Source organism: Bacteroides thetaiotaomicron VPI-5482, from assembly GCF_000011065.1.
Lineage (GTDB): Bacteria > Bacteroidota > Bacteroidia > Bacteroidales > Bacteroidaceae > Bacteroides > Bacteroides thetaiotaomicron.
Genome location: NC_004663.1, coordinates 1454706 through 1469097, shown reverse-complemented (window position 1 = coordinate 1469097; position 14392 = coordinate 1454706). Strand labels below are relative to the sequence as shown.

Below are 14392 nucleotides of genomic sequence, written 5' to 3'. Positions count from 1 at the left end.
GATTTAATAGATTTTAGCAATGATTTGTTTCCGATAAAATTCTCCGGCGTCGGACACTTGTTTTCCGTTGGCGGCTTCGTTTACATATTTTCGTTCCAGCTTTACTTTCCGTTTGGCTCCCATTCGCCACCATTCATATTCTACGTCCACGTGCCCTGCGTCAATTGCCTGATAACCGGACTTGAATAAATCGTAAGCCAGTACAGTAGCCGTAGGTCCTAAAGCAATCAGGAAGAGAGCGGTTTTCTCGAGTTTTTGCGCTTCATTCAGTATTTCTTCGTAGCGGTCAAATGCGTCACGGGGCGGACAAAGAATACGTCTGATGCTTTTTACATTGTCAAAGAGGTCGTTGCCTACCCCCAAACGGCTTTTTTCGCCTTCAATGAATACGACATCCCTGTCTTTCCAGATAGCTTTCATCTGGTGAAACCACCGTGGGCAGTCTTCTTTGGAAGCGAAGTCCATGTAGGGACGGGTGATGAATGTATTGTAGTATAGCCTGTCGGGCAACAGCAAGCGGTCCCACCAACTGCCATACAGAAAGAAGTGAGTTCTCCAGAATCGGCGTGCTTTGCGGTTATAGCGATAAATGTTTTCGAAAGTATCGGAGATACAAACCAAATGTCCTTCTTCATGGCTTGTCAATACTTCCTTGAGACGCTGAGCCAAGAGTACATTTCCTTTTTGGAATCCTATTTCCTTGTCCGGGTTGGTAAGCAGCATCTCACCATCGCCGAAACGGCTCACGGAACATTGGTCTTCTATGATTATCCGAATGGTCTCATCAATGGAAGCTACCTGCGGAGTTATTTTCTGATGGCATCTGAGAGCCATGTACCAGAAATTGTACCATTCTACAGTAATGCCATAACGCAATTTATAGCGGATAGCATTGATCAGTGGCTGTATATTCATAGTGATATAGTTTTATTCAAAGGTTTCATTAATAACAATTTGCATCTGGGCTTTCCATGAAAGTGATTGCTCTATAGACATCCGTATTTGGAGCGGCGTTGTTTTCAATGATTGATAAAAGCGAATTACTTTTTCGATGTCAAGGGGCGAATCGTCCGGTGCTGCCTTAAGTATGTATGGTTGATGCTCAAAGTCATCATCCGTTTCTGAATAAACAAAAGGAATGCCTCTTGCTGCATATTCACGGTTTTTTAAGGTCTTGATTTTGTCAATACCGCTACGATGGCGAGCCAGACTGCCTATTCCCATGTCCGACTGCTCGAACACGGCATCCAGTTCTTTGCCGTATAAGGCACTATGAAAGATGATATATTTCTCTAACTGATGTTTGGCTACATCTTTTTTATAGCTGTCCACCAGTTCGGGAACCCCGAAGCCTACGATATTGAGATATACTTTATAATCATGAGTGTCGGTATGTGTACGATAGTAATTTGCCATGCCGGCTATAACTCTGTCGAAACCATGCCATGGGTGCATTGTCGCTACGGCAATCAGTTGTAGAGAATGTGCGGTATCATTCTTTGGACCTCTTAAAGGGATTTCGCTGAAATCAATTCCATTTGAGATGCGGATGGTGGGGCGATTCCAAATAATGTCATAGTCCGAAAAAGTGACGATCTTGTCAACATAGCGTGCCAGATGCTGTCGGAAACATTTGTCTATAAATAGGATTCGTTGGTATACGAATGGGAGTCCCTTATATTCTTGGTCGTATGGATATGTCGGGATTTCCATCACTATACGTGCTCCGGTCTTTTTTAGTAGTTTCATCAGCCGTATGCTGAAAGGGCTGGCATTATGGACATAGCGTACATAGATAAAGTCTATGTTTTCTTTCTGTACATAATGTACGATACTGTCAAATTCGATTCTTTTTAGGATTTTTCCTTTGATCCCGAAACCATAGTCGGCGATTATCGATTCATCTACCATACGGCGTTTATGGTTGTCCGTATCGTCTAGCCAACACGTATGCATTTCTAGTCCGCATTCTTTGAGGGCTTTTACTTGATAACGTATCTTTTTACTGATTCCGTTGAATGCTTCGAAACCATGGAATATGAGGAATAATCCTTTCATTGTTTGTTCTTTTGTACTAACTTTCTATTTCTTACAAGAGTCTTCACTTTGCCTGTGATATCATAGGTGTGTGTTACTTGCATATATGTCCCAAAGATAATAAAACTTACGAAACTTTTTGCAATAAGTGTTACGAAAATATTCATATTTTCCATCATATAATATATAGGCGTGAGGAATGCTGTTATTAGTAGGCTGACAAGGAGTGGAGAAAGAAGTTGTCTGATAAATATCCATGCGTTTCTTTGGAATGTAACTCGATACATCATCCAATAGCATTGTACGAAATTGATAGTAAAAGTTATCACGATACATATGGCTACAGCTGTCAGTGTACCGAAATAAAATATCCCTGTCAGCATTCCGGTCACATTAAGTATGGACGAAAAGAGTCCGCAGACAAAAAGGCTCCTTGTATCACCTGCTGCCTGAAAAATAGAGCCTGAAGAGGAGAGTATGATCTGAATACCGACTGAAAGTGAAAGTATCCGGAATACTGGAACCGAAGGCAGCCATTGATCACCAAAAATAATCAGTGTTACCTCTTCCGCCGTAAAGAAAAACAGTACGCTGAGTGGCAGACCGATGAATGACAGAAAACGGACAATGCGTTCGTAGGATGTTGCCAGCTTTTCCTTGTCATTCTGGAAATCGCTGAAGATGGGGTGCATGACCGGTGTGATGACTTGCGTAATATTCTGCAGAGGGAGCATCATCAAGCGGTAGGACTTTTCATAGTATCCTAAATCAGACATACTCATATATTTACCAATCAGCAGTTTATCCAGATTGCGGCTGAAATAGTTAATCACGTTAAACAAGAATTGATAGGCCGAATAGGAGAATATCTTTCGGAGTACTTTCAGTCCTAACGTGAAACGCAGCCGTTGCGGATAGCGTTGATAGGAAATAACGAATATCAGTATGCTGGAAAGTATAGGATTGATGATCAGCGCATATAAGCCGGCTCCGCAAAGCGCGGCAGTTATTGCTCCGGCACCTCCGGCTATCTGGATGATAAAGCTTCGGACAGCAATAAACTTGAACTCTTTGTTGCGGTAGAACAAGGCTCCCGGCACGATGTTGGCAGAGGCGAAGAACAGGTTGACGGACAGGAGCTGGCACAACGTCCGTAAGATCCCACTTTCGTAGTAATCGGCGATCAGCCAGGAAGCGGCAAAAAAGAGTATACTGATTCCGATGCCTGTCCATACGGTGAATGAGAAGATGTCCGATAGTTCTTCTTTAGTCAATGATTTATGTTGTACGATAGCAGGCGATATTCCCATATCCGTAAAGAGATTGAAAAATGCAATAATGACCGTAGCGATTGCCACTACTCCGAAGTCATCCGGAGAGAGCAACCGCGCAAGAATCCCTGCCACGACGAGTGATATAATGATTCCGCTGTATTTGGCTAGTGCCGTGTAGAAAACTCCGGAAAATAACTGATGTTTAATATTGTTTGCCATTGCCTGAATGATTCTTTTCTGATCTACTTGTGAATGATGGATTTGAATAACAAGACTCCGATGCTTCTTATAGATATAAGTTTTTTGTATCTAAACAGACACCGCCACGCCAGCCGAAGCCGATATGGGTAAGGAAGCACATGGGCTTGCCAAATGACAGCATTCAGCATTTGCGACAGATATAAATCAATAGTATCTTTGATTTTGTTTTCAGAGGTTTGTTGCTTGAATTTGACTATCTCTTGAGTAACAGTGAGATATCCTTTTAAATTTTTGAGTGAAAAATCGCATGTCATAATTGAATTTTTACGTATGCGCCGGTGAAAGAACGATCGTTGGATACAGCTTGTTCTTCGGGCTTGCAGATAAAGTAAGGTCGTGAATAGCTGATCTTCGTGTACAATATCCGGATAAAAGAGGAGCTGTCGTTCTTCCAAAAAAGCTGTGCGGATAACGTTCAGGCAGGCGGATGGGGTGTACGTTTTGTGCTGCAATTGTATGTTGATTGCTTCGGGACCTGTATAAACCTTGTTTTCTAACTTATCGGTACGTTGATAATTTAGTACGGGAGCATTGCGAATATCCTCTTCAAAAAAGCTCTGAGCATCAAAGAAAACGAAATCCAGTTCTTTTTCTTCGCATTTGCTGTAGCACAGTTCCATTGCATCCTTTTCCAACAGATCATCACTATCCATGAAATAGATGTATCTTCCGTGGGCATGCGTGATGCCGGCATTGCGTGCCATTGACAATCCCTGATTGCTTTGCGAATACACCTGTATCCGACTGTCTGCCGCAGCCAGTTCTTCTACAACTTGCAGACTGTTATCTGTGGAGCCGTCATTGATGATGATGATTTCCAATTCCCGCAGTGTCTGATTCATAATGCTTTCTACTGCCTCCCGAACATATTTTTCGGTGTTATAGACAGGTATGACGACACTGACTTTTATTTCTTCATTTTCCATAAATACTGTGTATGGCTACTCTATTGTTGTTTGTTTTTGAGATCGTTTAAAGAGAGAGATTGGCTAGGTTTCTGTAAAGCTCCGCATATTCTTTTCCTATTTTTCCGCTGTTCATGTTTTCAATGGCATACGCATAGTTGTCTTCTCCCTTCCTTCGGGCGGACAGTTGGCGGGCTGCCTCCAGTGCTCGTATGATATCAAATTGGTTGTCGGGGTGGAAGACGGGGTTGCCCGTATCTTGGAGGATTTCTCCTATATTCCCGATATTGGGACCTATGACCACTTTGTGAAAAAGGAAGGCGAGAGGTATACTGGCAGAGTTCAGAATATCTTTTCGTTGGATGAATATTACATCCGAAGCGGCCATGTAGTAAGGCAGGTCGCAGTTGTCTATAGGTTCGTCGCTGGCTCCGGCGTGCATTCTGCGCAGGCGGTTGAGCAAGGGTATAAGCAGGTAATATCCTGCCCGGGATGTCCAGCGCTTGAAGAAGTTGCTGCCATACCTGTTGAATCTCGAAAACGGGTACAGCCGTGGAGCAAGCAGGAACTTCTTTGCTTCATCCCATTTTCGGAACGCTCCGGTCACCATCCGCCTCTCTTCACGATTCCGGAACTTTCCGAACGACGTGACGATAAACGCCTCCTGCGGCAGATTAAGATACTGGCGCGCACGTTCCACGCTGATGTCCTCCTTGTATGTGTACTGATAAATAGGATGAGGAATGATGACATTCCGGCTGTCCGCGTGTTTGGCTGCAAATTCGTCGAGACTGTAACGTCCCATGTGCACCACCACATCGCTTTGTTCTTCGATAATGTCATAAGCACGGCCGATCACCTCGTTCGCATCATGCGGACGGACATTGTGGCGCGTATACACGAACCGGGCCCCACGGGACCGGAAAAAAGCGATACACTCCTTCAGGCGGCAAATCCTGTCCGGATCGTCACAATTCCCTTCCATCACCTCTTCGGGCCATTGGAAGTGGATGATGTCGTAAGGTGTATCCGAGTTCCAGAACTCATTCGTGGAACATCGTACGTCAATCCCCGTCGTCCTGATAGCATCGCATAAAATGGGGACAAAAAGATTGTCCGTATCTCCATTCTCTCTGAAAACGATTAATGCTTTTATCGGTGGATTGCCTATTTCATTGTCGTTCATGCTTGATTCTTTGTTTTTGGTGGGCTTTTGCCACATACAAAGGTAATAAAAGATATGATACTTTTCATCTTTTTTGCTTTTTTTCGGTGTTGTGCCTTTATTCCTTGTGCGTCCGTTTTATCTCTCTGTCACTCTTTAGTTGTGAAACGAGTTCATATCTATGAGAAACAGGTTCTTGTCGAAGGGGATATGCTGCTCGTAGAGGTATTTCTGATAGTGGTAGTATATCGTTATGAGGCTCTGTACGCTGCATTTGGTCACTTCGTTTTCGTACCGGCTCAGGGTAGATATGCTGAGATTGGTTACATCTGCCGCCTCTTCAAGGTTCAGATTACATAGGTGACGTATGTAGATGATTCGTTCAACTTGTGCATGACAGTTTTCTTCAATACGCAGCCGGTCGTTAATTTCTTCTTTAGTTGCTCTTTCGTATCCTTTCATAATTTCTATCTTTTTACAAATAATGCCGCAAAGTTCATAGAAAAATGTCAAACATCGTTTGCAGTTCTGCAAGTAGTTTTTCGAAAAAGTATTTAGACCTTTGCAGAGCGAATTCGGGATGTTCTGAATCACAGTCATTTAATTGTAAGATATGAAGAAAGATCAGTATTTCAATTTAGAGGTAAATTTTTTGAGTAATGACAATATTGTCAGGATGATGATGGAACTTGACGCTGCGCAATCGCTCGGAATCTATATGATGCTTCTTACGCATCTGCGCAAAGCGGACAATTATGAAGCGTCCTGTTGTCCGCTTTGTATGGGGGCTTTCGCACGAATGTATGATTTGGATGCCGGTGTGTTGCAAAGGGTTCTCCGTGAGTTCGACCTTTTTGTGCTCGACGAAGAACGGCAAATGTTCCGGTCGCCTTATCTGGACAGGGTGATGGCGAGGCTCGAAGAAAGACGGATGATTAATGTGGCGAACGGCAAAAAAGGAGGTCGTCCGAAACGCATGGAGAGCACGCCGGAAACACCGATGGATAAAGGCGAAAAACCGAATCAAAACCAGAAGAGTAGAGAAGAGGAGAGAAGAGTTACTACTGTTGTCAAAGACAACAACAGTAGTAACGAAGAAAAGACAGAGAAAGAAAATTCTGCCGCCGCTTCTGACAGACTTCAGATCGTTTCTCCACCGGAGGATAGGGGACAGTTGCCCCTACAGCCGGTTCTTCCGTGGGAGATGCTGGTGGATCAGATGGCCGAATCGGAAAGTTACATGGAGTCGATGGCTATGCACTCCTGTATGGGCAAACTTTTCGTGGAGCGGCAGGAGGAGGTGATCGCTGCTTTTAAAGAGCATATCCGACGCTTTGGCAGGGAAGATGGCTTGCTGTTTTTGAGGGATGTGAAATTGTATTTCGGCAATTACCTCTCTCCGGGCGGACGTCCGGCTCAGGAGCTGAAGAAAAGGCTGCTCGGCAGTTGCCGGCAATCGGCTGAGGAAGAACTGTATCGCTTTGAACAACTCATTGGCGGGCAACGGACGTATCTTGGGCATCCGATTCCGAAGGATGCGCCTCCAAGACCGGACAGGTCTGCCGTGTGGGATGAAGTGCATTGGAAGTGGGGAAATTAGCTCCGGATTTCTCTGACATCCGGCTACGTGAGCGTTGCCTTTCAGCTCAATGTTCGTTCATTCTCGGCTCGGTGCTCATTCATGCTCAGCTCGGTGCTCGTTCATGCTCGCCTCGCTGCTCATTCATGTTCAGCTCGCTGCTTATTGGTGTTTAGCCCGGTGCCCATTGATGCTTAGCTTTCTGTCTGCATTGGGAACTGATAGAAAAATTATTAATACAAACTTAAAATCTCCTTTTCGGAAGGGAGGAATAGAAACAAGAAATATGAGAAATTTTGCTAATTATCATGTCGATGTCCGCAGGCATACCAGCGGTGTCGTTAAAACCATTTGCGAGCAATGCCTCCCGACGAGGCACAACAAGCGTGACCGTTCGCTGCGGGTCAATATCGACACAGGACATTGCCATTGCTACCATTGCGGAGCCGACTTCTACGTCCCCGACGATGCCGAAGAGCGTGCGAAAGCCGAGCGACAGGCTGCCCGTAAACGTCGTGCGGCATCTGCCGTTCCCCAGCATTTCCACCGTCCGGTGTTCGACGCTTCGAAGACGACGCTTTCCGAAGCTACGGAGCGTTGGCTGGTAGAGACGCGTTGCATTCCGCAGTCCGTCATCGCCGGTCTGCGCATCACGGAGCAGGAAGAGTTCATGTCGCAATCCGGCACGAAAGAGCGGTGCGTCTGTTTCAACTATTTTGAGGACGGGAAACTCGTCAACACCAAGTTCCGCAGCGGTGCCAAAAATTTCAAAATGGTGCAGGGAGCCGAACTGATTCCCTACAATATCGATTCCGTGCTGGGACAGGACACCTGCATCATCCACGAAGGCGAACTGGATGCCGCGTCCTCCCTTGCCACCGGATTCAAAAGCGTGATCTCCGTACCTGCCGGAGCTAACGCGAACCTTTCGTGGCTCGACCGCTTCATGGAGTCGCACTTCGAGAATCTGAAAGACATCATCATAGCCGTTGACACCGACTCTGCCGGGCTTAAACTGCGTGACGAACTGGTCAACCGTCTGGGTGCCGAACGCTGCCGTGTGGCCGTCTACGGACCGGGGTGTAAGGATGCCAATGAACATCTTGTCAAATATGGGATCGACAGCCTTCGCATCGCCATCGAGCAGGCGGAAGAAATCCCTCTTGAAGGCATCTTCACCGCCGCCGATCTGCACGAAGACCTGCGGGCATTGTTCGACAACGGCTTCGGTCCCGGAGCGGAGACGGGCTGGGAGGAGATGGATAAGATTTGTACGTACGAACGTAGGCGGCTGGTCATCGTTACGGGCATACCGGGGGCCGGAAAATCGGAATGGCTGGACGAACTGGTGTTGCGCCTCTGTATGCGCCATCAGTGGAAGATAGCGTTTTTCAGTCCGGAGAATAATCCTATCGTCTACCATCTCCGCAAGTTGATCGAGAAACTGACCGGACGCCGTTTTCAAAACGGTTGCGGCATGACGGAAGGACTTCTGCTCCGTTCGGAAGAGTTTCTTGCCGAAAACGTCTGTCACATCGCCCTCAAAGGCAGCGCCACTCCGGAACGGGTGCTTGCCAAAGCCCGTGAACTTGTCCTGCGTCGGGGATGCCGCATCTTCGTCTTCGACCCGGTCAACCGTTTTGAGCATACCCCAGCACCGGGGCAATCGGAAACGCAGTATCTTTCCAATTTTCTGAATCTGTTTACGGAGTTTGCCACGCAATATAACTGTCTGGTGATTCTTGTGGCGCACCCCCGAAAGATGAACCGCAATCCGGTGACAAACCATACTCCGCGTCCGGATATGTACGACGTAAACGGGTCTGCCGATTTCTTCAACAAGGCGGATTACGGCTTGGTAGTGGAGCGTGACAAGGAGGTCGGAGTGACACGTGTCTATGTCGAAAAAGTGAAGTTCAAACATCTCGGAACGGGTGGTGTGGCTACTTTTGTCTACGATCCCGTCAGCGGACGTTACCTCCCCTGCGAAGAGTCCCAAGACCCGTCCGTCCCACCGGAACAACGGGTCAGAAACACTGTCAATGATAGCTCGTGCTGGTTGCCGGAGAAGGAGCTGTTTGAATAGGTAATAGGTAATAAGTATTAGGTATTAAGTATTAAGTATTAGGTAATAAGTAATAGGTAATAATCGTAGTTGGTGAGGGTGGTGGGTAACAGGTCACGGGGGATGAGTAACGGTGCGGATCACTGGTTGAATGGTGATTCATTTTGATACCGGTTTACTTTATTTTCGCACAGTTTTGAGGTAAATACGGATTCATGAAACGTCATCCGATAGAATGATTATATTTGCATTTCGATTCTAAGAAACAAATAATAAACCATTAATCTGTAAACAATGAGATTTAGTAACGTAAGATTATTAGTAAAGGACTTCGCCGGATGCTTCAAATTCTATACCGAACAACTCGGATTAGAGCCAGCCTGGGGAGATGAGAATAGCGGATACGCCAGTTTTAAAGTAGCCGACGGAATAGAAGGTCTCGCCCTTTTTGTATCCGACTGGATGGCGCCTTCGGCAGGTAATGCAGATAAGCAGCAGCCTGTTGGGATGCGTGAAAAATTAATGATCTCATTCAGTGTGGATAACGTGGACGAAACCTTTGTCGCACTGAAAGCAAAAGGCGTGACATTTATCAGTGAGCCTACGGATATGCCCGATTGGGGGATGCGTACCCTGTACCTGCGCGATCCCGAAGAAAATCTTATAGAACTCTTTACCCCTTTGGCACCGGAGAAATTTAGCCAGGAACTTATCGAAGAAGATCAGAAATTTCATTAAGAGACACGGCTGAAAAGCAACGCGCTCATCCGAGTGAGCCGGAAAATGATATTGAATGGGGCTGTCCGAAAAGAGAACGTCTGCTATCGTTTTGCTCTGTCACCCTAAGTCTGCCGAAGAATCAGCTCTTTATATTAGTCAAAGAAGAGATTCTTCTCCGTGTGCTGAATGATAGATTGATAGTATTTATCTACTTTTCGGACAGCTTTATACGTTAATTTGGTATCTTGTCCGGAACTATTCTTATTTTGTTTTAACTGCTGATTGGCACCAATACTTAATACTTATCTTCAAGGCTCCTGCAGCACTTCTACGATCAGCCGTACTTGTGCGGGTGTGTAGTGTCTGCTTCGGGGATTCATGCCGGTGGATAGCAGGCGTTCTTTTAGTCCGGGTGCGGCTTCGATCCATTCGTTGAAGCGGTCTACTGCGCTTTGTTGCTGGACGTTGGGGATATATAGCATGGCGAGTTCTCCTTTTCCGTAGCTGCGGTATTGGAAGGATTTTTCTTCTTCCTGTTTTTGCAGGGTATCTGTATTTGCTTTCATTTTTGATTTAATTGTAGGGTGTTGTAATGGGTCTAAAGTTACTGTTTTTTACTGGATTTAGCAAATTTGTTGCTCATGAAAGTGTTGCTTTTATGCTTGTATTATTTAGTTGTTATTCACGTTGTCTGCTTGTCTTTTTTTGGGGGGGTATTCGGGGTTGGTTGGGAGTTTTTTCAGCTTTTATCTGCTTTATGGTTACTTTGTATTCGCTTTTTAGTATGCTTTCAATCTGTTTCTAATTCACTTTATTCTGCTTTATGCTGTCTTAATCCGTCTTAATCCGTTTTATCCCGTCATAGTCCGGCACAGTCCGTCGTAATCCGGGAAATTGCCGGTGCACTGCCGTATCTTTGTTTCACCAACAGAAAGGGAGAATGTCCTTCTTTTCTTTAATACAAATTCAGTATGGCAACAGTGTCTGTGGTGCGCTATCAGCGCAAAAAAAAGATTGGTGATGACAAATCGCCGATGGTGTATGTGCTCAAACCCAAGCCGGGGGAATCGAAACTTTATTCTATCGAGTCGCTGGCGCGTGAGATCGAGTCGATCGGTTCGCTTTCGGTGGAAGATGTGGAGCATGTGATGCAATCCTTTGTCCGCTCGATGAAGAAGGTGCTCGTAGCAGGGAATAAGGTGAAGGTTGACGGCTTGGGGATTTTCTATACCACGCTTACTTGTCCCGGTGTGGAACAGGAAAAGGACTGTACGGTGAGGAATATTACTCGTGTCAACCTTCGTTTCAAGGTCGATAATTCTCTGCGGCTTGCCAACGACAGCACGGCTACCACACGTGGCGGGGACAATAACATGGTCTTCGAACTCATCTCCAAGAATGCGCCGGCTTCGGGAGGAAGCGGTGATGGCGGAGGCTCCGGTAGTGGCGGCGGTTCCGGTGGCGGTTCCGGTTCCGGTGGCGATGGAGGGGAGGAGGAAGCTCCCGATCCTACCGTTTAATCCGGTAAGTACATCAGCATCATTAATGTGTGATACCTGTAAATGAATAACCTGTAAAAATGAAAAGTTATGATTGACAAGATTTTGGAGATTGCATTGGAGATCCTGTTTTTCTTCCGCAGGAAGAGAAAAGGAAAACGAACGAAAGGGCAGGTCGATGAGGAAGATTGACCTGATTGTGATCCACTGTTCCGCCTCTAGGGCGGACAGGGATTTCACGGAAACAGACCTTGAAGTGTGCCACCGCCGGCGGGGATTTAACGGGATCGGCTATCACTTTTATATCCGGAAAAATGGCGACATCAAGACTACCCGCCCCATTGAACGGATAGGAGCTCATGCGAAAGGCTTTAATCAGACAAGTATCGGTATTTGCTATGAGGGCGGACTTGACTGTCACGGGCGGCCTGCCGATACCCGTACCGAATGGCAGATACACTCGATGCATGTGCTTGTGCTTACGTTGTTACGTGATTATCCCGGTTGCCGGGTGTGCGGACATCGTGACCTGAGCCCTGATCTGAACGGGAACGGGGAGATCGAGCCGGAGGAATGGGTGAAGGCTTGTCCGTGCTTTGATGCGGAGGAGGAGTGGGCTTGACGAAACTTGCTAATGAATATGATTCAGGCACGGTTTTCATAGGGAAATTTTAGGCACGGATGATACGGACGCCAACACGGATTTGAGAGGCTGCGCAGCCAAATCCGTGTTAATTCGTGTCATCTGTGCCTTTTCTTTTCTTTCACGGTGAGGCTTTATTCTTCTCCGTGCTCGGTATGAATAAACTTTTTGTTCGTTCCTTTCAGTCGGAACATATTGGCTATCATTGCCAGTGCCAGTGTCGGAATCTGCAGGATTGCTTTTCCTAATTTCCGGTTTAGCAACTTTCCCGGCACAGGTATGATCATGGCGGCAACTTGAGCGGCTGACAGTATCCACCATTTGATGGCTGTATACCATTCATATCCTCCGCTTTGCAGACTCATTAGTAAGCCGATTGCGGTAAAGAGTAAAGTGAAACCGAAAACTCCCGCCAGTTGTATCAGACGGGGAGGCAGCATCCATTGAAGAATCTTGTCGCAGTAGTCGATATTTCCCTGAATCAGTGCTTTCGGGAAATCGGGCAAGGAAGCCCGCAATGCACCGTATTGTGCTGCAATCCATCGTTTACGCTGATTTTTGATACCTTCTTTTTTCTGTGTTTTTTCATCGTATACAGGCAGTTGTTCCAGATATTCGATATGAATGCGTTGTTTTAGCAACAGGGCTTCCAGCTCCTTGTCTTCGCCCGATGTTTGCAGATGTCCTACATTTCGGCGGAACCAATGAACGTCGAATGCCATTCCGGAACCGGCTAATCCGGCTGACAATCCTATCGCGTTGTGCCCGCTACGGAAGAATCCGTTGTTTATTTCTTCGCTGATCGCATCCAGAACAGCGATGTCTGTATTCATGTTTTTTCCTGTGCGGTGGGCTTGTACGGCATGCAGGCCGGACTCAAAAGCACGGTTGATTTCTGCGAGGAAATTGGGAGTCGTTACATTGTCGGCATCCATGATCACTACTACGTCATAAGATTCGTTGGCAGTGACGTTCATTGCCAGCGTAAGGGCTTTGGCTTTGGAACTATTGGTATAGTCGGCTACTTGCAAACAGATGGGGAGTGTTTGTAGGGCAGCATTCGTGTCCGGCTGCATCTGATCGGAGATGACAAGAACGTCGTACATTTCTTTGGGGTATTCCTGTTCGAGGAAATTACGGATAGTGGAGACGATCACCCTGTCTTCCTTGTATGCAGGGAAGAGTACAAGAAAACGACGCAGGATACGTGCTTCGGAAAGTTTTCGCGGACGATAGAATTTGGAGGCAATGGCGTAGAACAGCAGATAACCGACACAAAGTGCCAGAAGAATAAAGAGAATCCAGTCAATAAAGGTGTACATGGTCTTTCATTTTTAAGGGTTATCGGATAGGAGAGGTGACAGAAAAGCTTCTGACAACGCCTTTCCATACTGCGGCAAATAAATCGAAACGACCTTTCACGGCAAACTGAAGGCTATTTTTTCCGGCAGCTATGGTAGATTGATAAAGAATGGAGAGCAGCCGTTGAGCACCTTTCCGGTTGCGGCGGGTGTAGAGCAAACGGTTGCGCGTCATGTAGAAGGTACGTAGCTTGCTGAACTGTCCGGTGCTCTGGCTTTCTTTGTGGAAGACGGTGCAACGAGGCTCATACCATAGTTCGTAACCGGCATTTGTCATCTGTGTACACCAGTCCATTTCTTCATAATACAGGAAGAATATTTCCGGCATTTCTCCTACTTTCTCAATGACTTCACGTTTTACCATGAGTGCCGCCCCATGCAGGTAGGGGGTCGTGTGCGGGGTGTCGAACGTGCCGTCGTCCGGACAGCCGAAACCTGTCATTTCGTTGCGTATAGTGATTGCCGACAGGGAGGTGAATCCGGCAAACTGTATGTTTTGCGGAGGAAAGGCAAAGCGTATCTTCGGAGAGACGGCTCCGATGTTTTTCTGACTTTCCAGTCGCTCTGTCAGGTAGTGGAATCCGTCTGATTCAACATAAGTGTCATTGTTTATCAGAAAGATATAGGCTCCTTTGGCTACTCTGATCCCCAGATTATTTCCGCCAGAGAAGCCTAGGTTAGACTCGCTCCGCAGGGTGACTATATCGGAATATAGCTCCTTGATTTTAGTCGCTTCGTCTTCGCGCGAAGCATTGTCTACGACGATGATTTCATAGCTCACGGAATGTACATGTGTTTGCAGCGATTCTATTAATTCGCAAGTGTCTTTAAAGCCGTTGTAGCAAACTGTGATAAAGGAGACTTGAGGTTCGTTCATCATAAT

14 protein-coding genes are annotated in these 14392 nt (G+C 46.3%); 5 read left to right on the top strand and 9 right to left on the bottom strand.

What is annotated here, in order from left to right; all coding sequences use genetic code 11:
* Positions 1-3: 3 nt before the first annotated feature.
* From BT_RS05955 to BT_RS05930, 6 genes are all read right to left on the bottom strand, one after another.
* Entirely contained in the window at positions 4-915 is a 912-nt protein-coding gene (locus tag BT_RS05955; protein ID WP_008765893.1) for an SP_1767 family glycosyltransferase, read from the bottom strand.
* Between the two features lie 12 nt (positions 916-927).
* Positions 928-2058 (bottom strand): glycosyltransferase family 4 protein, encoded by a 1131-nt coding sequence (locus tag BT_RS05950; protein ID WP_008765892.1) that lies wholly within the window; start codon positions 2056-2058, stop codon positions 928-930.
* The gene (locus tag BT_RS05945) at positions 2055-3530 is read right to left on the bottom strand and encodes a lipopolysaccharide biosynthesis protein (protein WP_008765891.1); all 1476 of its coding nucleotides are present in this window, start codon (positions 3528-3530) and stop codon (positions 2055-2057) included. The genes BT_RS05950 and BT_RS05945 overlap by 4 nt, the downstream gene beginning before the upstream one ends.
* Before the next feature lie 23 nt (positions 3531-3553).
* Positions 3554-4498 carry a glycosyltransferase gene (locus BT_RS05940; protein WP_054958832.1) on the bottom strand — a complete coding sequence of 315 codons (945 nt, stop codon included), beginning with the start codon at positions 4496-4498 and terminating at the stop codon, positions 3554-3556.
* Between the two features lie 46 nt (positions 4499-4544).
* Positions 4545-5663, bottom strand: coding sequence for a hypothetical protein (locus tag BT_RS05935; RefSeq protein WP_011107641.1), 1119 nt, complete (start codon positions 5661-5663; stop codon positions 4545-4547).
* 135 nt (positions 5664-5798) lie between these two features.
* Positions 5799-6104, bottom strand: a complete 306-nt coding sequence (locus tag BT_RS05930) for a helix-turn-helix domain-containing protein (RefSeq protein WP_225011821.1) — start codon at positions 6102-6104, stop codon at positions 5799-5801.
* A gap of 151 nt (positions 6105-6255) precedes the next feature.
* On the opposite strand from BT_RS05930, the gene BT_RS05925 reads away from it, so the two are divergent.
* The 3 genes from BT_RS05925 (at position 6256) to BT_RS05915 (ending at position 10024) form a co-directional block, all read left to right on the top strand.
* Positions 6256-7242: a DUF4373 domain-containing protein gene (locus tag BT_RS05925; RefSeq protein WP_008765887.1), complete on the top strand. Its 987-nt coding sequence runs from the start codon at positions 6256-6258 to the stop codon at positions 7240-7242.
* A 265-nt stretch (positions 7243-7507) separates the two neighbouring features.
* Positions 7508-9307, top strand: coding sequence for a bifunctional DNA primase/helicase (locus tag BT_RS05920; RefSeq protein ID WP_011107640.1), 1800 nt, complete (start codon positions 7508-7510; stop codon positions 9305-9307).
* A 273-nt stretch (positions 9308-9580) separates the two neighbouring features.
* Positions 9581-10024 (top strand): VOC family protein, encoded by a 444-nt coding sequence (locus tag BT_RS05915; protein WP_008763467.1) that lies wholly within the window; start codon positions 9581-9583, stop codon positions 10022-10024.
* Positions 10025-10314: 290 nt separating this feature from the next.
* Here the strand turns inward: BT_RS05915 and BT_RS05910 are convergent, their stop codons facing one another.
* Positions 10315-10572: a DUF4248 domain-containing protein gene (locus BT_RS05910; protein ID WP_008765886.1), complete on the bottom strand. Its 258-nt coding sequence runs from the start codon at positions 10570-10572 to the stop codon at positions 10315-10317.
* A gap of 405 nt (positions 10573-10977) precedes the next feature.
* Between BT_RS05910 and BT_RS05905 the strand changes: the two genes are divergently transcribed.
* On the top strand, positions 10978-11526 hold the full coding sequence (locus BT_RS05905) for an HU family DNA-binding protein (protein ID WP_008765884.1): 549 nt from the start codon (positions 10978-10980) through the stop codon (positions 11524-11526).
* Positions 11527-11683: 157 nt separating this feature from the next.
* Positions 11684-12127, top strand: a complete 444-nt coding sequence (locus tag BT_RS05900) for an N-acetylmuramoyl-L-alanine amidase (RefSeq protein ID WP_008765882.1) — start codon at positions 11684-11686, stop codon at positions 12125-12127.
* Positions 12128-12282: 155 nt separating this feature from the next.
* On the opposite strand, the gene BT_RS05895 is transcribed toward BT_RS05900, so the two are convergent.
* Both BT_RS05895 and BT_RS05890 read right to left on the bottom strand, forming a co-directional pair.
* On the bottom strand, positions 12283-13470 hold the full coding sequence (locus BT_RS05895; RefSeq protein ID WP_008765881.1) for a glycosyltransferase: 1188 nt from the start codon (positions 13468-13470) through the stop codon (positions 12283-12285).
* Between the two features lie 19 nt (positions 13471-13489).
* Entirely contained in the window at positions 13490-14389 is a 900-nt protein-coding gene (locus BT_RS05890; protein WP_008765880.1) for a glycosyltransferase family 2 protein, read from the bottom strand.
* Positions 14390-14392: the final 3 nt, after the last annotated feature.

Bases quoted from the DNA above. Each gene is read 5' to 3' on its own strand.
- BT_RS05955 (WP_008765893.1), bottom strand. From the start codon at position 915: ATGAATATACAGCCACTGATCAATGCTATCCGCTATAAATTGCGTTAT.
- BT_RS05950 (WP_008765892.1), bottom strand. From the start codon at position 2,058: ATGAAAGGATTATTCCTCATATTCCATGGTTTCGAAGCATTCAACGGA.
- BT_RS05945 (WP_008765891.1), bottom strand. From the start codon at position 3,530: ATGGCAAACAATATTAAACATCAGTTATTTTCCGGAGTTTTCTACACG.
- BT_RS05940 (WP_054958832.1), bottom strand. From the start codon at position 4,498: ATGGAAAATGAAGAAATAAAAGTCAGTGTCGTCATACCTGTCTATAAC.
- BT_RS05935 (WP_011107641.1), bottom strand. From the start codon at position 5,663: ATGAACGACAATGAAATAGGCAATCCACCGATAAAAGCATTAATCGTT.
- BT_RS05930 (WP_225011821.1), bottom strand. From the start codon at position 6,104: ATGAAAGGATACGAAAGAGCAACTAAAGAAGAAATTAACGACCGGCTG.
- BT_RS05925 (WP_008765887.1), top strand. From the start codon at position 6,256: ATGAAGAAAGATCAGTATTTCAATTTAGAGGTAAATTTTTTGAGTAAT.
- BT_RS05920 (WP_011107640.1), top strand. From the start codon at position 7,508: ATGAGAAATTTTGCTAATTATCATGTCGATGTCCGCAGGCATACCAGC.
- BT_RS05915 (WP_008763467.1), top strand. From the start codon at position 9,581: ATGAGATTTAGTAACGTAAGATTATTAGTAAAGGACTTCGCCGGATGC.
- BT_RS05910 (WP_008765886.1), bottom strand. From the start codon at position 10,572: ATGAAAGCAAATACAGATACCCTGCAAAAACAGGAAGAAGAAAAATCC.
- BT_RS05905 (WP_008765884.1), top strand. From the start codon at position 10,978: ATGGCAACAGTGTCTGTGGTGCGCTATCAGCGCAAAAAAAAGATTGGT.
- BT_RS05900 (WP_008765882.1), top strand. From the start codon at position 11,684: ATGAGGAAGATTGACCTGATTGTGATCCACTGTTCCGCCTCTAGGGCG.
- BT_RS05895 (WP_008765881.1), bottom strand. From the start codon at position 13,470: ATGTACACCTTTATTGACTGGATTCTCTTTATTCTTCTGGCACTTTGT.
- BT_RS05890 (WP_008765880.1), bottom strand. From the start codon at position 14,389: ATGATGAACGAACCTCAAGTCTCCTTTATCACAGTTTGCTACAACGGC.